The sequence below is a fragment of the Blastococcus sp. MG754426 genome (assembly GCF_021699055.1).
Lineage (GTDB): Bacteria > Actinomycetota > Actinomycetes > Mycobacteriales > Geodermatophilaceae > Blastococcus.
The window spans coordinates 223474-249844 of sequence record NZ_SSXC01000001.1 but is presented as its reverse complement, the minus strand read 5'-3'; the positions used below and the strand labels follow the sequence as shown (position 1 = coordinate 249844).

Genomic DNA, 26371 nt, shown 5'->3' with positions numbered 1-26371 from the left:
CGTCAGCGCGCCCGGCGCCAGGCGGCCAGCCCCGAGGCGACCGCCCCGGCGCCGAGTGCGGCGAGGGTCCCGTGGTGGCGGGAGGCCCAGATCTGCGGATCCCGGTCCCGTGTCCGGTGCCGGAAGCTGCCCCGGGCCCCGAAGTCGCGCCCGTCGGGCCCGTCGGCCGGCTCCCAGAGGTTGACCGGGTCGCCCGGCGAAGCGGGCTCGCCGCGCTGCTGCCCCTCGTACCCGTTCCGGGCGAGGTACCAGTCCATGAACTGGGGCCAGACCTTGTTGCCGACGATCGTCCAGACGGTCGGGTTGCCGACCCACCACGCACGGCGCCGGGGGTGCTCGCTCGCGTGCACGAGCGCCAAGGCCATCGTGTCGACCGGGTAGATCGGGGGCACCGGCTGCGGCCGTTCGGGCAGCTTGTTGAGCACCCAGTCGAACTGCGGGGTGTTCACCCCCGGCAGGTTGACCATCGTGACGCGCACGTTGCTGCCGTCGTGCCGCAGCTCGGTCATGAGCGACTCGGTGAAACCCTTGATGGCGTGCTTGGCCCCGCAGTAGACGCTCTGCAGGGGGATGCCGCGGTAGGCGAGCGCCGAGCCGGTCTGCACGATCACCCCGCGGTCGCGTGGCCTCATCCGCCGCAGCGCCGACATGGTGCCGTGCACGAACCCCAGGTAGGTGACCCGGGTGACGCGCTCCCACTCCTCCGCGGTGATCTCGTCGAACGGCGCGAACACCGTGCTGAAGGCGACGTTGCACCAGACGTCGATCGGCCCGAGCTCCTCCTCCACCCGGTTCGCCGCCGCCTCGACGGCCGCCGCGTCGGCGACGTCCACCGGGACCACCAGCGGGGTACCGCCGGCTTCCCGGACGTCCGCGGCGGCCCCGGCCAGGCCTTTCTCACCCCGGGCCAGCAGGGCGACCCGGTCCCCCCTGCGGGCGAAGGCGACCGCGGCGGCGCGGCCGATCCCCCCGCTCGCGCCGGTCACGACGACGACCTGACCGGTCCCGGCTCCGTCCGTTCCGCGCACGGCAGCTCCCTCCCGTGGTGGGCGCGGCCCGCCGCGCCACGTGGGTGCAGCGCCCCTCGGCGCCTTCGGTCCCCATCGGTGTGTTCGCCGGGCGCGGACCGCAAACCCGTCCCGGCGGCCGACCGGGTCGTCGAGCAGGGCGCGGGGAGCCTCAGTCGCCGGCGGCCGCGTCAGGTGCGTGGGCGTTCCCGCCGAACAACCGCGCGGCGACCTCGCGCCGGGTCGTGGTGAGCCAGGCGTGCTGCCGGTTCGCCTGCTCGACGAGCTGGTCGAGCCGGTCGGCGTCCAGGCGGTGGTCGGCGTCGGCCACCTCGCGGAGGCTCTCGAAGCCGCTGCGCTTGGCCCGGACGGCGGAGGCGAGGAACTCGAACTCCACGAGGTCGCTCAACGGGGAGCGGGAGAGCAGGCGGCCGTTGAGCTTCAGCCGCGAGACCTTCTCGCCGAGCCAGAGCGCGACCTGCTTGTGCCGCTGCACGGGGAGCCCCAGGTCGTCCATGATCGCCCGGAGCGCGGCGTTCTCCTCGTGCAGCTCGGTCAGCAGCTGCTGGAGCGGGGGCTCGTACTGCGTGCCCCCGTGCACGCCGATCATCCGCCGCACGAGCTCGATGCCCCCGATCGAGGCGGCCAGGTGGTCGTTGAGGTAGACGGCCAGCAGATCGACGTTGTGCAGGCCGGTGGGGGGACGGGACACGGGACCTCCTGGGGAGAGCGGCTGGGACCAGTGTCGCGGTCGCGGGGGTGCTCCGCGCGAGGTCCCGCCGGGGGACCCGCCGTGGCACGCAGGGGTGTACGGTGGGGAGACCGACGCGGGGTGGAGCAGCTCGGTAGCTCGCTGGGCTCATAACCCAGAGGTCGCAGGTTCGAATCCTGTCCCCGCTACCACTGTGATGTCGCAGGACATCGGCATAGCCCGGGCCCCACGGAAGTGGGCCCGGGCTAGCGCTTTTCCGAGGTGGGTCCGGCTGGTCGGCTGGTGGTCGAGGGGCGGACCGAGGGTGAGCGCGCGCAGTTGCTCGCCGGTGGCGGTGGCGGTGTCGATGACGCGGATGTGCAGGTCGTGGACCGGGACCAGCACGTGGGTTCCGGCGTCGGGTCGCGGGCAGGATGTCGGCAGAGGGAGCGGGGAGTGCCGGTCGTCCGCCGTGGCACAACCAGCAGCCGATGCCCGTCGGCGGTGAGCACGCCGGTGGCGTGGTCGCCTCGGAGCTCGATTCCGGTGACGTGCAGCGGACGGGGCCACCCCGCACCGATCGACGAATCCGGTCCCAGACGGCCAAGCGTCGGTCAGCCGAGGAGTCCGACCAGCCGGGGTGACCCCGTCCGCCTACACCTCACTGTCAGCCGACGCGATGCCGGAGCAGGCGGAGGTCGTCCACGGTCGGCCGGGCAGCCGGACCGCCCGGAGCGGGTGGGTCCTCCACGGCGGTGGGGTCGGACGGCAGCGGGGCGGCTGCGGCCGCCGACGGCATCCTGAGCGTCGCCACCCACTGGAACCAGGTACGGCCCCCGGCATCGGTGACGGTGACCGGTCCGGCGACCAGCATCGTGGCCCCGTCCAGCGCGCTCTCCGGGATCTCGCGGCGTTCGACGACGTCACGCAGCCGCGTGCGCAGCGCCGAGCGGGCCGCGGCGGCGTCGTCCCAGGGCAGCATCGCGGTGGCCCCGATCTCCATGGACCCACACTCCTTCCCGCATGTTCCGGTTCGCCAGTCGCAGGGGCACCCGGGCCGTGCGCCATCGGCCCTGGTCATCGCGGCCCCGATCGGGTACCGGCGACCGGCGGCGTGCCGACGTGGTCCGGGCCGTGGCGCCGGCCGAGCGGCACCGACCAGGTGAGCCGCGTGCCCCGGGGGTGGGCGGGGCAGATGTGGAAGGCGCCGCCGTGACCGTCGGCACGGCGCCGGAGGCCCGCCAGGCCGCTGCGCCGGGTGGCGTCACCCACGCCGCTCCCGTCGTCGGTCACCCGCAGGGTCAGCCGGCCGTCGCCGGTCCGGACGTCGACGTCCACGGTGGACGCCCGGGCGTGCTTGGCGGTGTTGGTCAGCGCCTCCCGGGTGACGGCGAGCAGGTCGCCGACGACATCGGGTGGCAGATCGTCCGGTAGCCCGGAGATGCGCAGCGAGGGGTCGAAGCCGAGAGCAGGACGGACGTCGGCGAGTACCTGCAGCAACCGGTCGCGCACGTCTTCCCGTCGAGTGCGCAGCGGGGAGTCGAGGTGGAAGATCGCCGCGCGGATCGTGTCGATGACCTCGTCCAGGTCGTCGACCGCAGTGCGCAGCCGGTCGGCCGCCCGGCCGGTGAGCGCACCACCGGCGACGCCGTGCAGCTTCAGCCCCGTGGCGAACAGCCGCTGGATGACGTGGTCGTGCAGGTCGTCGGCGATGCGTTGACGGTCGGCCAGCAGGGCGTGGAGCTGGTGCTGCGCCCGGGCTTCAGCGCGCTCGAGGGCCAGCGCGGCGTGGTGGGCGAACGTCGTGGCCCCGTCGGCGTCTGCGTCGGTGAACCCGGGACGACCGTCGAGCCGTGCCGCGACGAGCGCGCCGTGGACGCGGCCGGAACCCAGCAGCGGCACGGCCATCGCCGGGCCGAGCTCGACCTCACCGGTCAGCTCGGCGTCGGTCAGGTGCGGCAGGCGGACCGGTTCGGTGGAGGTCAGCACCCGCCCGGCCAGCGACGTCTGCACGGGCAGGCGGCGTCCCCGCAGGCGATCGGCGCCGGCGCCCACGCCGACCTCGACGGTCAGCTCGTCGCCTGCGGGGTCGGTGGGCCGCAGGACGAGCACCAGCTCGGCCTCGCCGATCTCGCAGGTCCGCTCGGCGATCAGCCGCAGGGGATCCGGCCCGCTGCCCGGTCCGGCCGACAGGACCTCGCGGGTGACCTCCACCGAGGCCACCAACCACTCGCCACGGGCACCGGAGCCCTGGTGCAGCCGGCCGCTCGCGTCACCGACCGGGGCGGCGAAGGCGCTGAGCAGCTCCCTGTCCCCGGCGGTGAACGGCGCTCGGTCGCCGGACATGGTGCACGCCCCTTCTCGGCGCTCCGACCTCGGTGACGGACCCCGGCTCGACCTGCGAGCCCGACCTGGCATGCCGTCGCCGGGCAGCGGCGCCCGCAGCTCGTCGGCAGGTCGGGTCACCGGGTGAGGGTCAGGCAGATCCAGCACAGCGGCCACTCCTCGGCCCCGTCGTCCGGCCAGCGCCAGTCCCGTGGGTCCAGCAGCACCACCGGGGCGGTGCAGACCGCCCGACCGACGATCAGCCCCTCACCGACCACCGCGTGCAGCCTGCCGCTCGGCATCTGCACCGTCTCCCCGGACCAGTCCCGGTCGGCCAGGTCGTCGGCGCCCACGGTCCACGGTCCCTGACCGGCCTCGCCCCGACTCCGCCCCGACTCACCCCGGCTCGTCGTCATCCCACCTCCCGACTCCGCTGCCCGCAGCCACGGCGGGTGCTCCGGACCCCTCGGCGGCGCTCGACCGGGTCGAGCGCCGGTTCCCGCGATCCCTTCCGGCCCGTGACGCCTGGGTGCCACTGCACCGCAGGACGGGCGGGAACTTCAAATACTGGAACGGATGTTGCTCGCTTTCCGGCCGACAGCCGCGCGTCGCGGACGACCCCGGCGGCTCGTTTCCTGGTAGACCGGCGGAACCTGGGTACCGGTGGACCCAACGGCGCGCCGGATCCTGGAGGGCGTGCGCAGGGGGTGACGAGACGTGCCGTCGGCGAGAGGTGTGGACCGCTTCGAGGTCTCGACCCGGGATGTCGTGCGGGCGCACGAGGCCATCCGGGACACCTTCGCCCCGCACCGGCTGCGGGTCCGCGGCTCCCCGGAGAACTTCGCCTACCGCCAGGCGACAGCTTCCGTCGGTGGTCTCGCCGTCGATGTCCTGCAGCACACGATGAGCGTCCGTGAGGACGTCGATCCGGTCCACGACACCTGGATCGCCGTGCTCGGCGGAGGTGATCTGGAGGTGTCGCACGACGGCGAGCAGGTCCGCATCGTCGCCGGCGACGTGGTCATGTTCCCCCAGGGCGCTGCGTTCACCTGCGAGTGGCGGCGGCTCGACCTCCACGTCGTCCGGGTCCCGACGAGCGAGATCACCCGGCGCGCCGCTGCGCAGAGCGGGCTGGACCCGGGCGAGTTCCGCTTCGAGGCCATCACCCCGGTGTCCGCCGCCGCAGCCCGCTACTGCCGGAACTCGGTCGGCTACCTGCACTCGCTGTTCGCCGGCGACGCCCCGCCTGTCGCCGAGCCGATCTTCCGGGCCGCCGCGATCGATGCCGCCGCGGCGGCGGTGCTGGCCGCCTTCCCCCACACGGCGACCGGCACCTCGGGCGCCGCTCCGCCCGGGCAGGTCATGCCGGCGGCGGTGCGGCGCACGGTCGAGTACATCGACGCCCACGCCGGCGAACCGCTGACCCTGGCCGACATCGTCGACGCCTCCGGGATCGGGCCGCGGGCGCTGCAGGCGGCGTTCCGCCGGTACCGGGACACCACCCCGACCGCCTACCTGCGCCGGGTGCGCCTGGATCGGGTGCACCGCGAGCTGCAGGCCGCCGATCCGACCACCGACACCACGGTCGCCGCCGTCGCGGCGCGCTGGGGATTCGCCCACCACGGCAGGTTCGCCGCCGCCTACCGGCAGGCCTACGGCCGCACGCCGCAGCAGACCCTGCTGTCCTGACCACCCGCGGGTGGTACGGGGCGACCCGGCCACGGCGGACCGGTCGCCTGCGGCCCGGTCGGGGACGTGGTCGTTCCCGCCGAGCACCCGCGCGGCGACCGCTGGAGGCTCTCGGAGCCGCTGCGCTCGGCTCGCACGGTGGCGGGGTGAACTCGAACACCCCCAGTCCGCTCAGCAGCGCGCGGGCCATCAGCCGGCCGCTGAGCTCCGGCCGCGAGACCTCCTCGCCGGCCCGGAGGCGATCTGCTCGTACCGCTGCACGGGGAGGCCCAGGTCTTGTCGGTCGTGCGAGCTGCTGGAGGCCCGGCCAAGCAGGTGACCGGGCCTCCGTGCCTGCGCGGGCGGGCGGCTCGCGGGGTGTGTTGTGTGTCACCACGATTCTCTCTAGCGTGCGGAGCACGACCGCCGCCCAGGGAGGACCTCTCGTGTCCGTCGACGCCGCACCAGCTCCCGGAACCGTTCCGCAGCCCCGCAGGGCGGGCGCCGCCGACCTCGGCATCGACCTGTCCGACCGCGACTTCTGGTCCCGCCCGCCGGCCGAGCGGCACGCCGTCTTCGACCGGCTCCGCGCCCAGCGCCCGTTCGCCTTCTTCGCCGAGCCGGAGATCCCCAACCTGCCGAGCGGGCCCGGATACCACGCGGTCACCCGCTACGCCGACCTGGAGGCGATCAGCTCGCAGCCCGCCGTCTTCTGCTCGGGTGAGGGAGCCGTCTCCATCCAGGACATCCCGGCCGACCTCAACGAGTTCTACGGCTCGCTGATCAGCATGGACGACCCGCGGCACGCCAAGATCCGCCGCATCGTCGCGAAGACGTTCACGCCGCGGATGCTCGAACGGGTGGTCGACTCGGTGGCGGTCGTCGTCGACGACGTCCTGGCCGCGGTGCGCCGGAAGGCGGCCGAGGGGGACGGCACGTTCGACGTGGTCGCCGACCTCGCCGCCCCCATCCCGCTGCGGGTCATCTGCGACATGATGGGCGTCCCGGAGCAGGACCGCGCGATGGTGCTGGCCAAGTCGAACGTCATCCTCTCCGGCGGTGACCCGGAGCTCGTCGAGGACGAGGAGGACCCGCTCACCGGGGTGCTCATGGCGGGCATCGAGCTGGCCGGGCTGATGGAGCGGCTGGCCGCCGAGCGGCTGGCGCACCCGACCGACGACCTGACGACGGCGCTGGTGACCACCGAGGTCGAGGGCGAGAAGCTCACCCACCAGGAGATCGCCTCGTTCTTCATCCTGCTGCTGGTGGCCGGCAACGAGACCACCCGCAACGCGATCTCCCAGGGGCTGCTGGCGCTGCAGGAGCACCCCGACCAGCGTGCCCGCTGGGTCGCCGACCCCGGGCTCACCCGCACGGCGGTCGAGGAGATCGTGCGGTGGACCAGCCCGGTCACCTGGATGCGCCGCACCGCCACCCGCGACGGCGAGCTGAACGGCTACCCGTTCGCCGCGGGGGACAAGTTCCTGCTCTTCTACGCCGCGGCCAACCGCGACCCCGTGGTGTTCCCCGACCCGCACCGCTTCGACCTCGGCCGCGACCCCAACCCGCACGTCGGGTTCGGGTCGAAGGGGCCGCACTTCTGCCTGGGCGCGCACCTCGCCCGGCGCGAGCTGGCGGTCACCTTCACGCGGGTCTTCGAGCAGCTGCCCGACCTGGAGGTCACCGGCCCGCCCGACCGGCTCCGGTCCTCGTTCGTCAACGGGCTCAAGCGGTTGCCGGCCCGGCTGGCGGGCGGCCGGTGAACCGCCTGGAGGCCGACCTCGAGCGCTGCGTGGGGTCCGGCGCCTGCGAGGCCCTGGCGCCGGACCTGTTCGAGGTGGGCGACGAGGGGACCGTGACGGTGCTGCGCCCGCGTCCCGAGGGCGCGGAGCTGCGCGACGCCGAGGAGGCGGTGCGGCAGTGCCCCACCCGCGCGCTGCGGCTGGTCGCGGAACAGCCCGCCCCGGCGGCGGGTTGACCGCGGCATGGAGACCACCGTCACCGACGTCCCCGAGGCCGACCGGTTCGAGATCCGCGACGGCGACCGCGTGCTGGGGCTGGCCGCCTACGAACGCCGCGGCGACACCGTCGTGTTCACCCACACCGAGATCGACCCCGACGCCGGGCAGTCAGGGCTGGGCAGCACCCTGGTCCGCGCCGCCCTCGACGAGGTGCGGTCGCGCGGGGGGTCCGTGGTGCCGCGCTGCTCGTTCGTGGCCGGCTGGATCGAGCGGCACCCCGACTACGCCGAACTCGTCGCCGACCGGGACCGCTGAGAGAGGACCCCGTCCTCCCCGCCCCTCGCAGGCTCAGGGTGGGACCCGGGACGGGGCCGTCAGAGGACCTTGGTGCCGTACATCTCGCCGAGCGGGTCGGCGATGAGCTCGATGCGGGCGCCGTCGGGGTCGCGGAAGTAGACCGACACCCCGCTGTGCACCTCGTGCGCGATCCCGGCCTCGGTCAGCCGCCGCACCAGCTCCTCCCAGCGCTGCGGGTCGACGCTGATCGCCATGTGGTGCAGCCCGCCGAGCACCTCGGCGTACGGGCCGACGTCCAGGCCGGGGAAGTCGAAGAACGCCAGCAGGTTGCCGTTGCCGATGTCGAAGAAGAAGTGCGAGGAACCGGGGTAGTCGCGGTTCTCGATCAGCTCGGTCAGCGGGAAACCCAGCACGTCCTGGTAGAAGCGCACGGTGCGCTCGACGTCGCTGCTGATCAGCGCGGTGTGGTGCAGCCCCCGCGCGGTCGAGGCCGGCCGGGTACCGGCCGGGCGCAGGTGCGCGGCCCTGATGCGGTCGCGCTCCGCCTCGAGGGCGGGCAGGTCGCGGTCCTGGTCGGTGGTGCTCACGGCGTCTCCTCGTCGGTCGGTGGTGACCGCCACAACCCGTGGGACGCGGATCTCCTTCCCTGCGGATGCCCGCGGTGCCACCGGCTGCCAGGGTGGAGGTCGTGCGCGTTCTCGTGGCCGGGTGGTTCAGCTTCGACGAGGTGATCGCCACCGTCGGCGACGAGCTGGGGGCGGAGGCCGTCACCGGCTGGCTGACCGAGCTCGGCATCGACCACGACGTCGCCTGGGCGCCGTACCTGGAGCGGGGCGTGCACTGGCGCGACGTCGACCCGGCCGGCTACACGCACCTGGTCTTCACCACCGGGCCGGTCGGTGACCTGCCGGGTCTGCGCGACCTGACCGCCGCGTTCGCCGGGGCACGCCGGTGGGCGGTCAACGTCTCCGTGGTCGACGACGCCGCCCGGACGATGTTCGACGCGGTGTGGGAGCGGGACGCCCCGGGGGTGACCCGGCCGGACCTCGCGATCGGGGCGCCCGCGGCCGACTCGCCCGTCGTCGCCGTCGCCTTCGCCCCGCTGCAGGGGGAGTACGGCGACCGCAGCCGGGCCGACCGCGTGCGCGGCGTCATCGAGGAGTGGCTCGCCTCCCGGGCCCTGCCGTGGTTCCCCGTCGACACCGACCTGTACGAGAAGCCGCACCCACGCCGCCCGGCTCAGGTCGAGGCGCTGCTCCGGCGGTGCGACGTCGTGGTCAGCATGCGGCTGCACGGCCTCGTGCTCGGGCTCAAGAACGACCGCCCGGTCATCGCGTGCGACCCGATCGCCGGTGGGGCCAAGGTGGCCGGCCAGGCCCGCGCGCTGGACTGGCCCCTGCTGCTGGACGCCGACGAGGTGACCGCGGAGACCCTGGACGCCGCGCTGGCCCGCTGCATGTCCGGTGAGCTGGCCGGCGCGGTCGGCCGCTCCCGGGACCGCGGGGAGGCCGGGGTCGAGGAGGCGCGGCGCTGGTTCACCGTGCAGCTGGGGCGCTGAGCGGGCGCTGCGCCAGGGCGAACCGCCGCTCCACCTCCGCCGGGACCGGCCGCCGCTGCCGGAGAGCGGCAGGCAGCCGGCGGGCCCAGCCGACCAGCGCCGCCCGCGCGGCCGCGTCCGACGGCGCCCGCCGGGCCAGCCGGGCGGTGGCTGCCATCGCCACCGGGAGCGGCCGGCGCAGCCAGTCCACCAGCAGGTCGTTGCGGGTCTGCAGCGCCCAGCGCTGCGGTGGGACGCCCGGCGGACCGGCCGGGTCGTGCCAGGCGACGACGTCGTCGGCGAAGCTCTGCTGCCAGCCGGCGGCCGCGAGGTCGAGCGCGAGCAGGTGTTCCTCGCCGGCGAAGAACAGCAGCGGGGAGAACCCGCCGACGGACAGGTACGCGTCGCGGCGGACCACCGTCGCGAACGCGGGGTAGCTCAGCACGTCCGGTCCCGGCGCCCCCGGCGTCCGCCCCAGGACCGCGGCCCGGTGCTTGCGGGTGACCGCGTCGACCGAGCCGTCGGCGGCCATCCGCACCCGCCCGGCCAGCAGCGCCACCCCGGGGTGGGCGTCGAGGAGGTCGGCGGCCCGGTCGAGGGCGCCGGTGTCCCACCACGAGTCGTCGTCGGCGAAGGCGACGTACGGGGTCCCGGCCCCCTGCACCCCCACCGTCCGCGCCACCGCCCCGCGGTTGGACGGCAGCTCCACCACCGCCACGGCCGGGTGCCGGGCGCGGACCGCGGCCACGGTGCCGTCCGCGGAGCCGTTGTCGACGACGACCACCGGGTGGGCGCCGTCGTCGAGGTGGGAGAGCGAGCGCAGCAGGGAGCCCCGCCGGTCCCGGGTGGCGACGACGACGGTCACGCGAGGGCTGGTCACCCGGTCCTGCGTACCGCGGCGGCGTGGTCCTCGAACACCGCCCGGGCACCGTGCGGTGAGGGCCGTCGGCCTGCGACGGGTGCGGCGGACGGGGGCGTCCCGGTCGCGGGATAGCGTTGCGGGAGCGGACGAGGAGGACCACCGTGATCGAACTGCGCACCCCCGGCGAGCTGGACGCGATGCGTGCCGCCGGCGCCGTCGTCGCCGACATGCACGCCGCGGTCCGCGCGATCGCGGCACCGGGTGTGCGGCTGACCCAGCTCGACGCGGTGGCCCGGGACGTCCTCGCCGACGCCGGCGCCACCTCACCCTTCCTCGGATACGCGCCGCTGCCCACGACCCCGCCGTTCCCCGGGGTGCTCTGCCTGTCGGTGAACGACGTCGCGCTGCACGGCATCCCCACCCCCGAGGTGCTCGAGGACGGCGACCTGCTCAGCGTGGACGCCGGTGCGGTGCTCGACGGCTGGGTCGGGGACGCCGCGATGACCTACCCGGTGGGCACCCCGCGGCCCGAGGACCTCGCGCTGGTGGAGACGACCGAGCGCGCGCTGGCGGCCGGCATCGCGGCGGCCGTCGTGGGCAACCGGATCGGCGACATCTCCGCCGCGATCGGTGCGGTCGGCCGGGCCGGCGGGTGCGGTATCAACACCGACCAGGGCGGCCACGGCGTGGGGCGCACCATGCACGAGGCGCCGTCGGTGCCCAACGAGGGTCGCGCCGGCCGCGGGGTGCCGCTGCGCCCGGGCCTGGTAATCGCCATCGAGCCGTGGTTCCTCGCCGGCGGCAGCGACGACTACACGGTCGACGCCGACGGGTGGACGCTGCGCAGCGCCGACGGCAGCCGGGCCGCGCACGTCGAGCACACGGTCGCGGTGACCGCGGACGGCCCGAGGATCCTGACCCTTCCGCGCTGAGGGGCGCCGCCGTGGGCCCGGTGTCCCGCCGGGCGGTCGTACGGTGCACGCCGTGATCCTCGAGCACGCAGAGCTGTCCGTGGCACCCGGCCGCGAGGCCGAGTTCGAGGCGGCGTTCCGGTCCGCGGCCCCGATCATCTCCGCGTCGCCGGGCTTCCGGAGGCTGATGCTCTCCCGGTGCGTGGAGCGGGAGAACGTCTTCCTCCTGCTCGTCGAGTGGAACAGCCTGGAGGACCACACCGAGGGCTTCCGCGGGTCGCCGGCCTACCAGGAGTGGCGGCGCCTGCTGCACCCCTTCTACGACCCGCTCCCCGTGGTGGAGCACTTCCGCCCGCTGTTCATCGTCGGACCGACCCCGGCGGGCGCCTGACCGTCACCCCAGCGCCTGCTCGAGGTCGGCCACGAGGTCCTCGACGTCCTCGATGCCGACCGACAGCCGGACCAGGTCGGCCGGCACCTCGAGCGGCGAGCCCGCGGCGCTGGCGTGGGTCATCCGCCCCGGGTGCTCGATCAGCGACTCCACCCCGCCCAGCGACTCGGCCAGCGTGAACAGCCGCGTCCGCTCGCACACCCGCAGCGCCGCCTCCTCGCCGTCGCGGAGCCGGAACGAGATCATGCCGCCGAAGCCGGACATCTGCTTGGCGGCCACCTCGTGACCGGGGTGGTCGGGGAGCCCCGGGTAGAGCACCGCCGCGACCTCCGGCCGGCCGACCAGGAACTCCGCGATCCGGGCCGCGTTGGCGCAGTGCCGGTCCACCCGGACGCCCAGCGTCTTGAGGCTGCGCAGCACCAGCCAGGAGTCGAACGGGCCGGCGACCGCCCCCATCGCGTTGTGGTTGTAGGCGAGCTTCTCGCCGAGTTCGGCGTCGCGGGTGACCAGGGCCCCGCCGACGACGTCGGAGTGCCCGCCGAGGTACTTGGTCGTCGAGTGCACGACGACGTCGGCGCCCAGCGTCAGCGGCCGCTGCAGGTAGGGCGAGGCGAAGGTGTTGTCGACGACGAGCAGCGCGCCGGCCTCGTGCGCGACCGCCGCCGTCGCCTCGATGTCGGTGATGTTCAGCAGCGGGTTGCTGGGGGTCTCGCACCAGACCACCCGCGTCGTCGGCCGGATGGCCGCGCGCAGCGCGTCGGGGTCGTCGAGGGCGACCGGGGTGTGCTCCAGCCCCCACTCCGACAGCACGCGGGAGATCAGCCGGAACGTGCCGCCGTACGCGTCCCCGCCCAGGACGACGTGGTCTCCCGCCCGGCACGCCGTGCGGAGCAGGGTGTCCTCGGCGGCGAGCCCCGACGCGAACGCCAGGGCGGTCGTCCCCTCCTCGAGCGCGGCCAGCGCGGCGTGCAGGGTGTCGCGGGTCGGGTTGCCGCTGCGGCTGTACTCGTAGCCGCCGCGCAGCCCGCCGACGCCGTCCTGCTTGTAGGTGGTGGTCAGGTGCAGCGGCGGGATGACCGCGCCGGTGGCCGGGTCGGGCTCCTGCCCGGCGTGGATGGCGCGGGTGTTGAACCCGGTCACCGGGCCACCCCCGCGAGGTGGCCGAGCACGTCCTGCCGGGTGACCACGCCGGCGGGCTTGCCGTCGACGTGCACCAGCAGCGCGTCGGCCGAGCCCAGCTGGGCGACGGCGGCGCTGACCGCCTCACCCGAGCCGACGATGGGCAGCGGCGGGCTCATGTGCTTCTCCACCCGGTCGGCCAGCGAGGCGCGGCCGGCGAACAGCGCGTCGAGCAGCGTCTTCTCGTCGATGGAGCCGACGACCTCGCCGGCGGTGACCGGCGGCTCCGCCCGCACGACGGGGAGCTGGCTGACCCCGTACTCGCGGAGGATGTCGATGGCGTCGCGGACGGTCTCGTTCGGGTGCGTGTGCACCAGCGTGGGCGTCTCGCCCGACTTGGCGTGCAGCAGCTCGCCGACGGTCTCGCCGCCGGTGGCCTCGACGAAGCCGTAGTCGGCCATCCACGCGTCGTTGAAGATCTTGCCCAGGTAGCCGCGGCCGCCGTCGGGCAGCAGCACCACGAGGACGTCGTCCTTCGTCAGCCGCTCGGCCACCCGGAGCGCCGCCACCACCGCCATGCCGCAGGAGCCGCCGACCAGCAGGCCCTCCTCGCGGGCGAGCCGGCGGGTCATCGCGAACGAGTCGCCGTCGGAGACCGCGACGATCTCGTCGGCGACCTCCTTGTCGTAGGTGCTGGGCCAGAAGTCCTCGCCGACGCCCTCGACCAGGTACGGGCGGCCGGTGCCCCCGGAGTAGACCGAGCCCTCGGGGTCGGCGCCGATGACCTGCACCCGGCCGTCGGAGGCCTCCTTGAGGTACCGGCCGACGCCGCTGATCGTCCCGCCGGTGCCCGCCCCGGTGACGAAGTGGGTGATCCGGCCGTCGGTCTGCGCCCAGATCTCCGGCCCGGTCGTCTCGTAGTGCGAGCGCGGGTTGTTCGGGTTGGAGTACTGGTCGGGCTTCCACGCACCGGGGGTCTCCCGGGCCAGCCGGTCGGAGACCGAGTAGTACGACCGCGGGTCGGCGGGGTCGACGGCGGTGGGGCAGACGACGACCTCCGCACCGTAGGCCTTGAGCACGTTGATCTTCTCCTGCCCGACCTTGTCGGGGCAGACGAAGATGCAGCGGTAGCCGCGCTGCTGGGCGACCAGGGCCAGGCCGATGCCGGTGTTGCCGCTGGTCGGCTCCACGATGGTGCCGCCCGGCTGCAGTTCACCGCCGGCCTCGGCGGCATCCACCATCCGCACGGCGATCCGGTCCTTCACCGAACCGCCGGGGTTGAGGTACTCGACCTTGGCCAGCACCAGCGGCGCGTCCGGGCCCAGGTGGCGGGTCACGGACGACAGCCGGACCAGGGGGGTGTTGCCGACCAGGTCGACGACGGACTCGGCGTACTGCACGGGGGCGCCTCCTCGTACCCGGGCCGGCCTCGTCGCCGCCCCGGTCGTGCTCATCCCACCAGACGGGGCCGGTCAGGGCTTGAGGACCACCTTCGTGCAGTCGTCCTCCTTGTCCCGGAACATGCGGTAGCCCTCCGGCGCCCGGTCCAGCGGCAGGGTGTGCGAGATCAGGAAGGTCGGGTCGATCTCGCCGTCGCGGATCTTCTCGTAGAGCGGCTTCAGGTAGCGGTGCACGTGCGCCTGGCCGGTGCGCACGGTCAGCGACCGGTTCATCAGAGAGCCGACCGGGAACTTGTCCATGAGCCCGCCGTAGACGCCGATGATCGAGACGGTGCCGCCGTTGCGGCAGGCCATGATCGCCTCGCGCAGCGCGTGCGGGCGCTCGGTCTCGGCCATGACGGCGGTCTTCGCCCGGTCGTAGGCGTCGACCGCGGCGGTCGGATGGGTCGCCTCCAGCCCGGCGGCGTCGATGCACCCGTCGGGACCGCGGCCGGCGGTGAGTTCCTTCAGGGCGTCGAGGACGTCGACCTCCTCGTAGTTCAGGACGTCGGTGGCGCCGGCCTCGACCGCCTTGTCCAGCCGGTAGCCGAACCGGTCGATGGCGACGATCCGCTCGGCGCCCAGCATCTTGGCGCTGGCCACCGCGAACAGCCCGACGGGCCCGGCGCCCCAGACGGCGACGACGTCACCGGGCGAGATGTCGCACATCTCCGCGCCCATGTAGCCGGTGGGGAGGATGTCGCTGAGGAAGAGGACCTGCTCGTCGGTCAGGTCGTCCTCGATCTTCAGCGGGCCGACGTCGGCGAACGGCACGCGGGCGTACTCGGCCTGGCCACCCGGGTAGCCGCCCACCAGGTGCGAGTAGCCGAAGATGCCGCAGGGGGAGTGGCCCCAGAGCTTCTCGGCCATGCCGGCGTTCGGGTTGGAGTTCTCGCAGACGGAGAACAGGCCCCGCTCGCAGGCGTTGCACGCGCCGCAGGCGATGGGGAACGGGACGACGACGCGGTCGCCGACGCGCAGGTTCGAGACCCCCTTGCCGATCTCGACCACCTCGCCCATGAACTCGTGGCCGAGGATGTCGCCCTTCTTCATCGTGGGGATGAAGCCGTCGTAGAGGTGCAGGTCGGAGCCGCAGATGGCGGTGGAGGTGATCTGCACGATCGCATCGCGGTCGTTGAGCAGCCGCGGGTCGGGGACCTCGTTGACCTCGACGTGGTTCTTGCCCATCCACTGGGTGGCGCGCACGGGGTGTCCTTCCTGGGGTCGGCGGGTCAGGAACGGGGCGCGGCGGGCTGCTGCTTCGCCATCCGGCGGGCCAGCGGGCCCTCGGGCGTGCCCTCGGAGCGGACCACCTGCCCGGTCTCGAGGATCTGCTTGAAGCGGGCGAGGTCGTCGCGGACCTGCTGGTCGGGGGCCTCGCCGAACAGCTTCGCGACCGCTTTGCCGGCCTTGCCGCCGGGCTGGGCGTAGGCCAGCCGCACCCGAACCTCGGTGCCCTGCTCCCCGGGGGCGGGGCGGAACTCGACCACCCCGGCGTTCTCGACGTCGGCACCGGGCAGCGACCGCCAGCGGATCCGCTCGCCCGGGGACTCCTCGACCACCTCGGCGTCCCACTGCACGGTGCGCCGGCCCGGTGCCTCGGCGACCCAGTGCCAGCGCCCGATGCCGGCGGGGCGCACCTCGCGCACGTGCGCCATGAACTCGGGCAGCCGGGAGAAGTCGTGCCAGCGGGCGTAGACCTCCTGCGGCGGCCTGTTCACGGTGGCGGCCGCGGAGACGTCGATCGCGCTCTTCCAGGGCGCCGAGGAGGGCAGCAGCTCGCGGGCGGCGCTGCGGCTGCCGGCCCGGCGGGACCGGGCGGCGGTGAGCAGGTCGAGCGCGGCCAGGCCGGCGACGGCGGCCGTGGCGGTGCGCAGCCGGCGCCCGCGCTCGCCACCGCGGCTCGACAGGGCCACCCCCATGGCGGTCAGGTCGATCGCGTCGCCGGCCACCCGGGTCCAGGCCCATCCCGGCCGGCCGGCGAGCAGCGGTCCGGCGTGCAGCAGCTCCCGGGCGCCGACGAGCGGGATCACCGAGAGCGCGGTCGCCGAGTCGTCGACGCCGGAGAACCGCGCGACGCCCTTCGGGTCGCGCAGCATCGCGACGCCCAGGCCGGTGCTGGCGAGGCCCAGGACGCGTGCGGTGCGGCGCGGACCGCGGCTGGCGGAGCGGGAGCTCATGGGGGTTCTCCTGACGGTCGGTCCGTCGATGCGGGGAGCGCGCCGGCGGGCGGGTGCGACGGGACGGTGGCGGCGGCGACGGCTGCACCCGGCCGCCTACCCGTGACCAGCACCCGGAAACTCCGCGGCACGCGGCCACGTCCGGTGACCGTCCGGGCACGGTGGTGGTGCGGCCGTCCGCGCGCCGTCGCCCGGCGGTGGCAGCGGCGGGGTGGAGGTCGTCGCGGGGGAGCGGGCGGGGCCCGCCGGACCTAGCCTCGGCGGGGTGGGCACGCCGGACGGAGCGCGCCGTCGGGGAACCGCCCTCCCGGCCACCCGCCGGGCCGTCCGGCGCCGGAGGGCGCTGCTCGCCGTGCTGCTCGTCGCCGGCTACGTCGCGCTCGCCGTCGCCGTCCTCACCGGCTCACCTCTGGTGGCGGCGGACCTCGCTGCCCTCCGCTGGCAGCCGGCCGCCCGGTGGCCGCACCTGGAGCCGCTGGTGTCCACCTCGGTCCTGCTCGGGCAGCGGTTCGTGTGCCTCCTGGCGATCGGCGGCTGGCTGGCCGTGCGGTTCGTGCGGGACCGGGACCCCCGGCCGGTCGTGGTGGTGGCGGTCACCACGCTCCTGCTGAACCTCACGGTGGGGGCGGCGAAGACCGCCTTCGGGCGGCTGGGGCCGCTGCAGCTCGGCGGGGACGCCCTGCTGCCGGGAGGCGCCGAGGTCTTCACCGACGGCATGGTGTTCCCCTCCGGGCACGCCGCCAACGCCGTCGCCATGTGGGGGGTGGTGGCCTACCTGGCCCGGCGCCACCGCCGGGGAGCCCCGGTCCTGGCCGCCCTCGTCGCGGCCGGCGTCGGCGCCTCGACCGTCTACCTCGGCACGCACTGGGTCAGCGACGTCCTGGCCGGCTGGATCGCCGGCGCGCTCGTGCTCCTCGCGCTCCCGGCGGTCGGCTCCCTGGCCGACCGGGTCTGCCGGCGCCGGTCCGCCGGCGCGCCGGTGCACGCGGCGCCGTCCCGCCGCACGGCTGCGGCCCTGCCGCCCCTCCCGCGGCCGGGATGGGCGAGGGATGCGGCGTGACCGCTGGCGGAGGTCTCGGCGGTCCGGCGAGGATGCGGGCATGCCCACCACGCCTCCCGCCGGTACCCGCACGCTCGGTCGCGACGGCCTGACCGTCTCCGCCCAGGGCCTGGGCTGCATGGGGATGAGCCAGATGTACGGCCCAGCGGACCGCGCGGAGTCGATCGCGACCGTCCACCGCGCGCTGGAGCTGGGCGTGACCTTCCTGGACACCTCCGACGTCTACGGCAGCGGCCACAACGAGGAGCTGGTGGGCGAGGCGATCGCGGGGCGGCGCGACGAGGTGCAGCTGGCGACGAAGTTCTCGCTGTCCCGGACACCCGACGGCGGGGTGCGGATCGACGGCCGCCCCGAGAACGTGCGCGCCTGCGCGGAGGCGAGCCTGCGCCGGCTGGGGGTCGAGGTGATCGACCTGTACTACCAGCACCGGGTCGATCCGCGGGTGCCGATCGAGGACACCGTCGGTGCCATGGCCGAGCTGGTGGCCGAGGGGAAGGTGCGCCACCTCGGGCTGTCGGAGGCCAGTGCCGCCTCGATCCGCCGCGCCGTCGCCGTCCACCCGATCGCCGCGTTGCAGAGCGAGTGGTCGCTGTGGACCCGCGACCTGGAGGAGGAGGTGCTGGGCGTCGCCCGGGAGCACGGCATCGGCATCGTGCCGTTCAGCCCGCTGGGCCGCGGCTTCCTCACCGGGGCGATCCGGAGCCCCGAGGACTTCGGTGCCGACGACTGGCGGCGCGGCCACCCGCGGTTCACCGGCGAGGCGTTCACGGCCAACCTGCGGCTGGTCGACGCCGTCCGGGAGCTCGCCGAGGAGAAGGGCGTGACGGCGGGGCAGCTGGCGCTGGCCTGGGTGCTCGCGCAGGGGGACGACGTCGTGCCGATCCCCGGCACCAAGCGCCGCACCTACCTGGAGGAGAACGTCGCCGCGGCCGCCGTCGAGCTCTCCGCCGAGGACCTGGCCCGGCTGGACGGCATCGCGCCCCCGGGGGCGGCCACCGGCGGGCGGTACGTGGACAGCAGCTACGCCTACGGCGACAGCCCGGAGCGCCGGCCGGCGCCGTGACCGGGGTGCACGTCGGCGCCGACCTGGGGACCAGCGGGCTGAAGCTGGTCGCGCTGCACGACGACGGCGCCGTGGTGGCCGAGGCCGAGGCGGCGTACGTCCACGACCGGCCGGCTCCGGACCGCGCCGAGATCGACGTGGCCGTCTGGCGGCGCGCCCTGGACGCCGCGCTCGCCGAGCTGGCCCCGGCGCTGCGCGGCGCTCCGGTGCGGGCCCTGGGGCTGTCCGGTCAGATGCACGGCACCGTGCTGGTGGACGGCGCCGGCGCCCCGGTGCGCCCGGCGGTGCTCTGGCCCGACGCCCGGGCGACCGGTGAGCTGGCCGCCTGGCGGGCGCTGCCCGCCGCCGACCGCGCGGCGCTGGCCAACCCGCTCGTGCCGGGGATGACCGGGCCGGTGCTGGCCTGGCTCGCCCACCACGAACCGGAGACGCTGGCCCGCGCGGCGGCCGTGCTGCTGCCGAAGGACGCGCTGCGGCTCGCGCTCGTCCCGGGCAGCCCGCCGGTCACCGACCGCAGCGACGCCTCCGGCACCCTGCTCTGGGACGTCCCCGCCGACGGCTGGTCGGCCGCGGCGACCGCCGCCGCCGGGGTGCCGCCCGGCCTGCTGCCGGCGGTGCGGCCCGGGACGGAGGTGGTGGGCACCGCACGCCTGCCGGGCGGGGACGTGCCCGTGGTCGTGGGGGCGGCGGACACCCCGCTGGCCCTCCTGGCGGCCGGTACGGCGAGCGGCCTCCAGGTGAACCTCGGCACCGGCGCGCAGCTGCTGCGCCCGGGCTGGCCGCCGCAGCCGGTCGAGGCCCCCGTGGTGCACGGCTACGCCGACGCCGACGGCGGCTGGTACGCGATGGCGGCGCTGCGGAACGGCGGCTCGGCGTGGGCCTGGGTGTGCGACGTCCTCGGCCTCTCCTGGCCGGAGCTGTTCGCGGCCGCCGCATCGGTCCCCGGTGCGGGGGGCGTCGTCTTCCGGCCCTTCCTCACCGGCGAGCGCGGGGGAGTGGCCGGACCGGACGACCGGGCCGGCTGGGTCGGCCTGCACCCGGGCACCACGCGGGCGCACCTGGCGCGGGCCGCGGTCGAGGGCGTCGTCCGGGCGATCGGCGCCGCGGCGGCGCTGCTCGGGCTCCCCGACGACGACGCCCCCGTGGTGGTCACCGGCGGCGGTGCGCGGACCGCGCTCGTGCAGCAGCTGCTCGCCGACGAGCTGCGGCGCCCGGTGCGGGTGCTGCACCTGCGCAGCGCGTCGGCCGTCGGTGCGGCGGTGCTGGCCGCCCGCGGTGCCGGTGCGGACGTCGTCCCCGCACGGGTGTGCGGGCCGGTGGTGGAGCCGTCCCTGCCCTGATCAGGAGGGCGGGACCGGCGGGGCCGAGGTCAGCTGGTGGACCGTCTCGGTCTGCGCCAGCTTCTCCAGCGCGGCGTCGTGCAGCCGGCCGTTGGTGGCCAGCGCGCTGCCGCCGGCCGGCCCGGGAGCGCCGGTGACGTCGGTGAACCGGCCACCGGCCTCCCGGACGATCACGTCGAGCGCCGCGAGGTCCCACAGCGACACCTCGGGCTCGCAGGCGATGTCGACCGCGCCCTCGGCCAGCAGCACGTAGCTCCAGAAGTCGCCGTAGGCGCGGGTGCGCCAGACCGAGCGGGTCAGGTCGAGGAACCCCTCGAGCCCGCCGCGCTCCTCCCACCCCGAGAGGCTGGAGTAGCTCAGGCTGGCGTCACCGAGCTGCGACACCTCCGACACGCGGCACCGGGTGGCCGACTCCAGCCGGCGCCCGGTCCAGGCGCCGACGTCCTTGGCCGCCCACCAGCGCTTGTTCAGCGCCGGCGCCGACACCAGGCCCACCACCGGCTCGTCGCCGTCGAAGAGCGCGATCAGCGTGGCCCAGACCGGCACGCCGCGGACGAAGTTCTTCGTCCCGTCGATCGGGTCCAGCACCCACCGGCGCGACCCGTGACCGGTGGTCCCGAACTCCTCGCCGAGGACCGCGTCCCGGGTGCGGGCACGGCCGAGGGTGATCCGCAGCTGCTCCTCGACGGCCCGGTCGGCGTCGGTCACCGGCGTGAGGTCCGGCTTGGTGTCGACCGTCAGGTCCTGGGCCTTGAAGCGGTCCATGCTGATCGAGTCGGCCTGGTCGGCCAGCACGTGTGCCAGCCGCATGTCCTCTGAGTAGCCCCGACCCGACGTCATGGGCACCCAACCTAGCGGTGCGTCAGTCGAAGACGGCGGAACTGACCCCGCTGGGACCCTCGTACTCCCGGTCGTCGATCTTCTTCAGCGCCTCGAGGACCTCGTCGTCGCCCCCGTGCTGCTCGGCGTGCTTGACGATGTCGTCCTTGCTGGCGGGGTAGTCGATGCCGGACAGGGCCTTCTGGATGTCGATCGGGCTCACCATGCGCCGCTCCCTACCCGCGCACCCGTCGACGATGCACCGATTACCGTCGGGTCGTGGACGCGGCGACGATCGCGGGGCTGCTCGCGGACCCGGTGCGGCTCAAGGTGGTCGCGGCGCTGGCTCTCGGCGCCGGGACGATCGAGGAGGTCGCCGATGCCGCGGGGCTGGGGCTCAAGGAGGTCGCCCTCGCGGCCCGCCGGCTCGCCCGCGCCGGGCTGGTGCACCGTGACGGCCACGCGCTGGTGCTGCACGCCGAGCGGTTCGGGGCGGCCGCGCGGGCGGCCGCGGAGGCCGCGCCCCCGCCCGAGCCGCTGTCGGACGACCCGGTGGCCGACGCGGTGCTCTCGGCCTTCGTCCGCGACGGGCGGCTGGTGTCCATCCCCTCGCAGCGCAGCAAGCGGCTGGTGGTGCTCGACCACCTGGTGCGCGTCTTCGAGCCCGGCGTCCGCTACCCAGAGCGCGAGGTGAACGGGCTGCTCGCCGTCTGGCACCCCGATGTGGCGGCGCTGCGCCGCTACCTGGTCGACGAGGGGTTCCTCACGCGCGAGTCGGGGGTCTACTGGCGCAGCGGCGGCTACGTCGAGGTGTGAGGTCGGCATCGCGACTTGTCGACAGGTGGGTGTGTCGACATGTCGCCCCCCCGCGAGCCACGCCGCGTGCCGACCTCTCGCGCGAGCCACGCCGACGCCGGTGACGTGCCGGCACGGGGCGTGCGGGGGCAGGGGGTCCGCTCAGTAGCCGGGGCCGACCTGGCCGACGGCGTCGAGCAGCACCCGCACCGCGTCGAGCTGTTCCCGGCGCACCGGTGGGCCGTCGGCGGCCCACGCGTCCAGCGCGCAGTCGGGGTCCTCGGCGGTGTGCCCGCACCCCGGTGGGCACTCCGTCGCGGCCTCGGCGATGTCCTCGAACGCCACCAGTACGTCGTCGGCGGTGACGTGGGCGAGACCGAAGGAGCGGATGCCCGGGGTGTCGATGACGGTGCCGCCGCCCGGCAGGTCGAAGAGCACCGCCGAGGAGGAGGTGTGCCGCCCCTTGCCGATCTTGCTGACGTCGCCCGTGGCGCGCAGCGCGTCCGGCACCAGCCGGTTGACCAGGGTCGACTTGCCGACGCCGGACTGGCCGACGAACACGCTCATCCGGTCGCGGACCCGGTCGAGCAGGTCGGCCAGCGGGAGCTCCCGCGACATCGGCACCGCCTCCAGCCCGAGACCGGCGTAGCGGTCGAGCAGCGGCCGCGGGGAGGCGAGGTCGGTCTTGGTGAGGCAGAGCAACGGCTCCAGCCCCCCGGCGTAGGCCGCCACCAGGCACCGGTCGAGGAAGCCCAGCGCGGGTTCGGGGTCGGTGACGGAGGTGACGATGACCAGCACGTCGGCGTTCGCGACGACGACGCGCTCGGTCGGATCGGTGTCGTCGGCGGTGCGGCGCAGCGACGTCGTCCGGTCCTCGATGACGACGATGCGGGCCAGCGAGTCCGGGCGCCCGCTGGTGTCGCCCACGAGCCGGACCCGGTCGCCCACGACCACGCCGTGCCGGCCCAGCTCCCGGGCCCGCATCGCGGTGACGTCGACCGGCGCGCCGCCGGGGCCCTCGACCCGCACCGTCATCCGCCCGCGGTCGACCGCGACGACCAGACCGGGGACGGCGTCGGCGTGCGCGGGCCGGGTGCGCGTGCGCGGGCGCGAACCGCGCCGGCTGGGCCGGACCCGGACGTCGTCCTCGTCCATGCGCCGGGCGCCCCGCTGCGCGCTCAGGGAACGGCCCCGATCGGCTCGCCCAGCAGCCCGGCCCAGCGCTCCCGGAAGTCGGGGAGGGTCTTGGTCACCGCGCCGGCGCCGGTGACCGTGATGCCGTCGACCGCCAGGCCGAGCACGGCGGCGGCCATGACCATGCGGTGGTCGGCGTAGGAGTCGAGCACGGCGGCCCGTCGCGGGCCGGGCTCGATCTCCAGCCCGTCGGGCAGCTGCCGCACCCGGGCGCCCACGGCGGTCAGCACCTCGTCGAGCGCCTGCAGCCGGTCGGTCTCGTGCCCGCGCAGGTGGGCGATCCCGGTCAGCCGGGACGGGCCGTCGGCCAGCGCGCACAGCGCGGCGAGCACCGGCGTCAGCTCCCCGACCTCGCCGAGGTCGGCGACCAGCGGCCGGATGGCGCCGGCGCCGGTGACCTGCAGGCCTTCGGCGGTACGGGTGACCTCGGCGCCCATGGCCGGCAGCAGCCGGTCCAGGTGCGCGCCGGGCTGGGTGGTCACGTCGGGCCAGCCGCGCACGGTGACCCGGCCGCCGGTGACCAGGGCGGCGGCCAGGAACGGTGCGGCGTTGGAGAGGTCGGGCTCGACCACCCGGTCGACGGCGGCGACCGGTCCGGGGGCGACCCGCCAGCCGCGGTCGGTGGAGGCGACGTCGACGCCGTGCTCCCGCAGGGTGGTCACCGTCATCTCGACGTGCGGCATCGAGGGCACCCCGCCGACCAGTGCGAGGTCCAGGCCCTCGTCGAAGCGGGCAGCGGCCAGCAGCAGGCCCGAGACGATCTGGGACGACTCCCCGGCGTCGACCTCGACGGGGCCGCCGCGCACCCGTCCGGCGCCGTGCACGGTGAACGGCGCCCGGCCCCGGCCGTCGTCGTCCACCCGTACCCCCAGGCCGCGCAGCGCGGCGATCAGGCCGCCGTTGGGCCGCTCGTGCAGCCGGGGGTCGCCGTCGACGCGCACCGGGCCGTCGGCCAGGGCGGCCACCGGCGGCAGGAACCGCAGGATCGTGCCCGCCAGCCCGGCGTCGACGGTGACGTGGCCACGCAGCGGACCGGGGGTGACGAGCACGTCGTCGCCGTCGTCCACCACCTGCACCCCGAGGGCGCGCAGCGCGGTGGCCATGAGGTCGGTGTCGCGCGCCCTCAGCGGCCGCACCAGCCTGCTCGGGCCGTCCGCGAGCGCCGCCAGCACCAGGGCCCGGGCGGTGAGGGACTTGGAGCCGGGCAGGGTGACGACGGCGTCGACGGGGGACGGGTGGTGCGGCGCCGCCCAGGCATCGGTCACGAGGACCATCCTGCCCGGTGGGCGACGCCGCACCACGAGGCCCCGTCCCGGGGCCTCGCGCCGAGCGTGCGAGGCGTGCGGAGGACGGGGTCCCTGCATCAGCCGGCCTGCGGCTTGTCCGCCTTCTTCACCGGCACGGTGCGCAGCAGCCGCCGGTTGGCGAACTCGAACATCGCCAGCTCGGACAGCTCGCGGCCGTAGCCGGACCGCTTGATCCCGCCGAAGGGCAGCTCGGGGGAGGAGGCGGTGGGCTGGTTGATCCACACCATGCCGGCCTCCAGCCGCTCGGCGACCGCGCGGGCGCGGTCGAGGTCGCCGCTCATCACCGTGGCGCCCAGGCCGAACGCGCTGTTGTTGGCCAGCTCCACCGCCTCGTCGGCGTCCTTCACCTTGTAGACGACGGCCGCCGGGCCGAACAGCTCCTCGCTGTAGGCCCGCATCTCCGGGGTGACGTCGGTGAGGATCGTCGCCTCGACGAAGGCCCCCGGGCGGTCGGGGCGCGTGCCGCCGGCCACCACGGTCGCCCCCTTGTCGACCGCGTCCTGGATCTGCGCGTGCAGGTCCTGCGCGGCGCGCTCGCTCGACAGCGGCGCCAGCGAGGTCGAGGGGTCGGCCGGGTCGCCGGGGGAGAAGGTGGCGAACGCCTGCTTGAGGCCCTCGACGAAGGGCTCGTACAGCTCCTCGGTGACGATCAGGCGCTTGGACGCGGTGCAGGCCTGGCCGGTGTTCTGCATCCGGCCCGCGGTCGCGGCCTTGACGGTGGCGGCCATGTCCTCGGCGTCGAGCACGATGAACGGGTCGCTGCCGCCCAGCTCGAGCACCGACTTCTTGAGGTGCTTGCCCGCCAGCGCCCCGACCGCGCTGCCGGCCCGCTCGCTGCCGGTGAGCGTCACGCCCTGGATGCGGGGGTCGGCGATCACCTGCTCGACGTCGGAGATGCGCAGGAAGGTGTTGGTGAAGACGCCTCCGGGTGCCCCGGCGTCGGCGAACAGCCGCTCGATCGCCACCGCGCACTGCGGGGTGATCTCGGCGTGCTTGAGGATGACCGTGTTGCCGAGCACGAGGTTGGGCCCGGCCACGCGGACCACCTGGTAGAAGGGGTAGTTCCAGGGCTCGATGGCCAGCAGGACGCCGATCGGCCGGGTCTCGATGACGGCCTCGCCCTTGCCCATCAGCGGCTGGATCGGCGTGGGCTCGAGGAAGCCGGGGCCGTTGTCGGCGTAGTACTTCAGGATCATCGAGCAGAGCTTGAGCTCGCCGACGGCCTCGTCGCGGCGCTTGCCCATCTCCGTGGTGATGAGGGCGGCGAGGTCGTCGCGCCGCTCGTCCATGAGCTCGGCGGCCCGCCGGACGACGGCGGCGCGCTCCTCGACCGGCCGCTCCCGCCACTCCTGGTACGCGGCGTGGGCCCGCTCGACGATCCCGTCGATGGCCTCGGTCGGGGTGAAGTCGAACTCCTTCTCCGTCTCGCCGGTGAAGGGGTTGACCGTCGCGTAGCGCCGGTCGGCGCTGTCGCTGGCGGTCTTCGGGTGGTCGGTCGGTGGGTTCTGCGTCGCGGTCACGCGGTGATCCTCGTCTCTCGTCGAGCGTTGCGACAATGGGCCCTACCCGGTGATCGCGACCGCACGCGCGGACGCCGGTCCGTCGGTGGCCGCACCTAGAGTGCGAGGGGAACAGCCCCGTGCCCCCGAGGAGGCGCCATGTGCGGTCGCTACGCGGCCAGCCCCAGACCCGAGGACCTCGTCCTCGAGTTCGAGGCGGTCCCCGCCGCGGGGCAGCCACCCCTGGCCGCGGACTACAACGTGGCGCCGACCAAGGACGTCTACGTGGTGCGGCACGCCAGGGAACGCGACGCCGAGGGCGTGCCCACGGGCGGTGGGCACCGCGAGCTCCGGTCGGTGCGCTGGGGGCTGGTGCCCTCGTGGGCCAAGGACGTGTCGGTCGGCAACCGGATGCTCAACGCCCGGGTGGAGTCGCTGACCGAGAAGCCGGCGTTCCGCAGCGCGGCCCGCTCGCGGCGGTGCCTGGTGCCGGCCGACGGCTGGTTCGAGTGGGCCAAGCGCCTGGACTCCCCGGCCAAGCAGCCCTACTTCATCACCCCCGAGGACGGCTCGGTGCTCGCCATGGCCGGGCTCTGGGAGGTCTGGGGGAAGGGTGATGACCGGCTCTACACCTGCACCGTGGTCACCGCCCCGGCGACGGGCGCCCTCACCGAGATCCACGACCGCATGCCGCTCGTGCTGCCGAGGGAGCGCTGGGCGGAGTGGCTGGACCCGGCGCGCGAGGACGTCGCGGAGCTGGCCCGTCCCACGCCCCCGGAGTTCGTCGAGGGGCTGGAGCTGCGCCCGGTGAGCCCGGCGGTCAACAGCGTGCGCAACAACGGCCCCGAACTGCTCGCCCGGGCGGACGGCGTGGCCGCGCCCGCCGACCAGCCGGCGCTGTTCTGA

28 protein-coding genes and 1 tRNA gene are annotated in these 26371 nt (G+C 75.0%); 13 read left to right on the top strand and 16 right to left on the bottom strand.

Going from position 1 to position 26371, the window contains the following annotated elements:
• Positions 1-2: 2 nt before the first annotated feature.
• Positions 3-1028: an SDR family oxidoreductase gene (locus tag E9549_RS01250; protein ID WP_236824756.1), complete on the bottom strand. Its 1026-nt coding sequence runs from the start codon at positions 1026-1028 to the stop codon at positions 3-5.
• Positions 1029-1179: 151 nt separating this feature from the next.
• Complete coding sequence (locus E9549_RS01245; protein WP_236824755.1) at positions 1180-1719, bottom strand: hypothetical protein; 540 nt, start codon at positions 1717-1719, stop codon at positions 1180-1182.
• 114 nt (positions 1720-1833) lie between these two features.
• Here E9549_RS01245 and E9549_RS01240 point away from each other — a divergent pair.
• A tRNA-Met gene (locus tag E9549_RS01240) sits at positions 1834-1910 on the top strand.
• Positions 1911-2365: 455 nt separating this feature from the next.
• On the opposite strand, the gene E9549_RS01235 is transcribed toward E9549_RS01240, so the two are convergent.
• The 3 genes from E9549_RS01235 to E9549_RS01225 form a co-directional block, all read right to left on the bottom strand.
• Positions 2366-2701: a hypothetical protein gene (locus E9549_RS01235; RefSeq protein ID WP_236824754.1), complete on the bottom strand. Its 336-nt coding sequence runs from the start codon at positions 2699-2701 to the stop codon at positions 2366-2368.
• A 74-nt stretch (positions 2702-2775) separates the two neighbouring features.
• Entirely contained in the window at positions 2776-4044 is a 1269-nt protein-coding gene (locus E9549_RS01230) for a GAF domain-containing sensor histidine kinase (protein WP_236824753.1), read from the bottom strand.
• Positions 4045-4160: 116 nt separating this feature from the next.
• Entirely contained in the window at positions 4161-4376 is a 216-nt protein-coding gene (locus E9549_RS01225; protein WP_236824752.1) for a hypothetical protein, read from the bottom strand.
• 364 nt (positions 4377-4740) lie between these two features.
• On the opposite strand from E9549_RS01225, the gene E9549_RS23920 reads away from it, so the two are divergent.
• From E9549_RS23920 to E9549_RS01205, 4 genes are all read left to right on the top strand, one after another.
• Positions 4741-5712, top strand: coding sequence for an AraC family transcriptional regulator (locus tag E9549_RS23920; protein ID WP_236824751.1), 972 nt, complete (start codon positions 4741-4743; stop codon positions 5710-5712).
• Positions 5713-6137: 425 nt separating this feature from the next.
• Positions 6138-7454 (top strand): cytochrome P450, encoded by a 1317-nt coding sequence (locus E9549_RS01215; protein ID WP_236824750.1) that lies wholly within the window; start codon positions 6138-6140, stop codon positions 7452-7454.
• Entirely contained in the window at positions 7451-7669 is a 219-nt protein-coding gene (locus E9549_RS01210; protein WP_236824749.1) for a ferredoxin, read from the top strand. Before E9549_RS01215 ends, E9549_RS01210 begins: the two co-directional genes overlap by 4 nt.
• 7 nt (positions 7670-7676) lie before the next feature.
• Positions 7677-7967 carry a GNAT family N-acetyltransferase gene (locus E9549_RS01205; protein WP_236824748.1) on the top strand — a complete coding sequence of 97 codons (291 nt, stop codon included), beginning with the start codon at positions 7677-7679 and terminating at the stop codon, positions 7965-7967.
• Between the two features lie 59 nt (positions 7968-8026).
• On the opposite strand, the gene E9549_RS01200 is transcribed toward E9549_RS01205, so the two are convergent.
• A complete protein-coding gene (locus tag E9549_RS01200) occupies positions 8027-8536 on the bottom strand; it encodes a VOC family protein (protein WP_236824747.1) in 510 nt (169 codons plus the stop codon).
• 101 nt (positions 8537-8637) lie between these two features.
• Between E9549_RS01200 and E9549_RS23915 the strand changes: the two genes are divergently transcribed.
• A complete protein-coding gene (locus tag E9549_RS23915; RefSeq protein WP_236824746.1) occupies positions 8638-9507 on the top strand; it encodes a polysaccharide pyruvyl transferase family protein in 870 nt (289 codons plus the stop codon).
• Here E9549_RS23915 and E9549_RS01190 read toward each other — a convergent pair.
• On the bottom strand, positions 9485-10366 hold the full coding sequence (locus E9549_RS01190; protein ID WP_236824745.1) for a glycosyltransferase family 2 protein: 882 nt from the start codon (positions 10364-10366) through the stop codon (positions 9485-9487). The genes E9549_RS23915 and E9549_RS01190 overlap by 23 nt on opposite strands.
• A gap of 143 nt (positions 10367-10509) precedes the next feature.
• Here E9549_RS01190 and map point away from each other — a divergent pair, with 143 nt between their 5' ends.
• On the top strand, positions 10510-11280 hold the full coding sequence (map, locus tag E9549_RS01185) for a type I methionyl aminopeptidase (RefSeq protein WP_236824744.1): 771 nt from the start codon (positions 10510-10512) through the stop codon (positions 11278-11280).
• 52 nt (positions 11281-11332) lie between these two features.
• Positions 11333-11650, top strand: coding sequence for an antibiotic biosynthesis monooxygenase (locus E9549_RS01180; RefSeq protein WP_236824743.1), 318 nt, complete (start codon positions 11333-11335; stop codon positions 11648-11650).
• 3 nt (positions 11651-11653) lie between these two features.
• Here E9549_RS01180 and E9549_RS01175 read toward each other — a convergent pair whose 3' ends face one another.
• The 4 genes from E9549_RS01175 to E9549_RS01160 all read right to left on the bottom strand — a co-directional run bounded on the left by E9549_RS01175 (position 11654) and on the right by E9549_RS01160 (position 16388).
• Entirely contained in the window at positions 11654-12790 is a 1137-nt protein-coding gene (locus tag E9549_RS01175) for a cystathionine gamma-synthase (RefSeq protein ID WP_236824742.1), read from the bottom strand.
• A complete protein-coding gene (locus tag E9549_RS01170) occupies positions 12787-14169 on the bottom strand; it encodes a cystathionine beta-synthase (RefSeq protein WP_236824741.1) in 1383 nt (460 codons plus the stop codon). Before E9549_RS01170 ends, E9549_RS01175 begins: the two co-directional genes overlap by 4 nt.
• A gap of 72 nt (positions 14170-14241) precedes the next feature.
• Positions 14242-15414, bottom strand: a complete 1173-nt coding sequence (locus E9549_RS01165; protein WP_236824740.1) for a zinc-dependent alcohol dehydrogenase — start codon at positions 15412-15414, stop codon at positions 14242-14244.
• A gap of 26 nt (positions 15415-15440) precedes the next feature.
• The gene (locus E9549_RS01160) at positions 15441-16388 is read right to left on the bottom strand and encodes an SRPBCC family protein (protein WP_236824739.1); all 948 of its coding nucleotides are present in this window, start codon (positions 16386-16388) and stop codon (positions 15441-15443) included.
• 265 nt (positions 16389-16653) lie between these two features.
• Here E9549_RS01160 and E9549_RS01155 point away from each other — a divergent pair, with 265 nt between their 5' ends.
• The 3 genes from E9549_RS01155 to E9549_RS01145 are packed head-to-tail and all read left to right on the top strand — an operon-like array spanning position 16654 to position 19851.
• Complete coding sequence (locus E9549_RS01155; protein ID WP_236824738.1) at positions 16654-17448, top strand: phosphatase PAP2 family protein; 795 nt, start codon at positions 16654-16656, stop codon at positions 17446-17448.
• Between the two features lie 40 nt (positions 17449-17488).
• Entirely contained in the window at positions 17489-18511 is a 1023-nt protein-coding gene (locus tag E9549_RS01150) for an aldo/keto reductase (protein ID WP_236824737.1), read from the top strand.
• Positions 18508-19851, top strand: a complete 1344-nt coding sequence (locus E9549_RS01145; protein WP_236824736.1) for an FGGY family carbohydrate kinase — start codon at positions 18508-18510, stop codon at positions 19849-19851. Before E9549_RS01150 ends, E9549_RS01145 begins: the two co-directional genes overlap by 4 nt.
• Here the strand turns inward: E9549_RS01145 and hisN are convergent, their stop codons facing one another.
• Complete coding sequence (gene hisN, locus E9549_RS01140; protein WP_236824735.1) at positions 19852-20691, bottom strand: histidinol-phosphatase; 840 nt, start codon at positions 20689-20691, stop codon at positions 19852-19854.
• 22 nt (positions 20692-20713) lie between these two features.
• Complete coding sequence (locus E9549_RS01135) at positions 20714-20896, bottom strand: DUF2795 domain-containing protein (protein WP_236824734.1); 183 nt, start codon at positions 20894-20896, stop codon at positions 20714-20716.
• Between the two features lie 53 nt (positions 20897-20949).
• Here E9549_RS01135 and E9549_RS01130 point away from each other — a divergent pair, with 53 nt between their 5' ends.
• Positions 20950-21486, top strand: coding sequence for a DUF2087 domain-containing protein (locus E9549_RS01130; protein WP_236824733.1), 537 nt, complete (start codon positions 20950-20952; stop codon positions 21484-21486).
• A gap of 141 nt (positions 21487-21627) precedes the next feature.
• Here the strand turns inward: E9549_RS01130 and rsgA are convergent, their stop codons facing one another.
• The 3 genes from rsgA to E9549_RS01115 all read right to left on the bottom strand — a co-directional run bounded on the left by rsgA (position 21628) and on the right by E9549_RS01115 (position 25486).
• Positions 21628-22620, bottom strand: coding sequence for a ribosome small subunit-dependent GTPase A (gene rsgA / locus E9549_RS01125; protein ID WP_236824732.1), 993 nt, complete (start codon positions 22618-22620; stop codon positions 21628-21630).
• A 23-nt stretch (positions 22621-22643) separates the two neighbouring features.
• Entirely contained in the window at positions 22644-23924 is a 1281-nt protein-coding gene (gene aroA, locus E9549_RS01120) for a 3-phosphoshikimate 1-carboxyvinyltransferase (protein ID WP_374201391.1), read from the bottom strand.
• 98 nt (positions 23925-24022) lie between these two features.
• Entirely contained in the window at positions 24023-25486 is a 1464-nt protein-coding gene (locus tag E9549_RS01115) for an NAD-dependent succinate-semialdehyde dehydrogenase (protein ID WP_236824730.1), read from the bottom strand.
• 138 nt (positions 25487-25624) lie between these two features.
• Between E9549_RS01115 and E9549_RS01110 the strand changes: the two genes are divergently transcribed.
• Complete coding sequence (locus tag E9549_RS01110; RefSeq protein ID WP_236824729.1) at positions 25625-26371, top strand: SOS response-associated peptidase; 747 nt, start codon at positions 25625-25627, stop codon at positions 26369-26371.

Excerpts from the sequence above, each read along its gene's own strand:
- E9549_RS01235 (WP_236824754.1), bottom strand. The coding sequence starts at position 2,701 with ATGGAGATCGGGGCCACCGCGATGCTGCCCTGGGACGACGCCGCCGCG.
- E9549_RS01230 (WP_236824753.1), bottom strand. The coding sequence starts at position 4,044 with ATGTCCGGCGACCGAGCGCCGTTCACCGCCGGGGACAGGGAGCTGCTC.
- E9549_RS01205 (WP_236824748.1), top strand. The coding sequence starts at position 7,677 with ATGGAGACCACCGTCACCGACGTCCCCGAGGCCGACCGGTTCGAGATC.
- E9549_RS01160 (WP_236824739.1), bottom strand. The coding sequence starts at position 16,388 with ATGAGCTCCCGCTCCGCCAGCCGCGGTCCGCGCCGCACCGCACGCGTC.
- E9549_RS01150 (WP_236824737.1), top strand. The coding sequence starts at position 17,489 with ATGCCCACCACGCCTCCCGCCGGTACCCGCACGCTCGGTCGCGACGGC.
- hisN (WP_236824735.1), bottom strand. The coding sequence starts at position 20,691 with ATGACGTCGGGTCGGGGCTACTCAGAGGACATGCGGCTGGCACACGTG.
- E9549_RS01135 (WP_236824734.1), bottom strand. The coding sequence starts at position 20,896 with ATGGTGAGCCCGATCGACATCCAGAAGGCCCTGTCCGGCATCGACTAC.
- rsgA (WP_236824732.1), bottom strand. The coding sequence starts at position 22,620 with ATGGACGAGGACGACGTCCGGGTCCGGCCCAGCCGGCGCGGTTCGCGC.
- E9549_RS01110 (WP_236824729.1), top strand. The coding sequence starts at position 25,625 with ATGTGCGGTCGCTACGCGGCCAGCCCCAGACCCGAGGACCTCGTCCTC.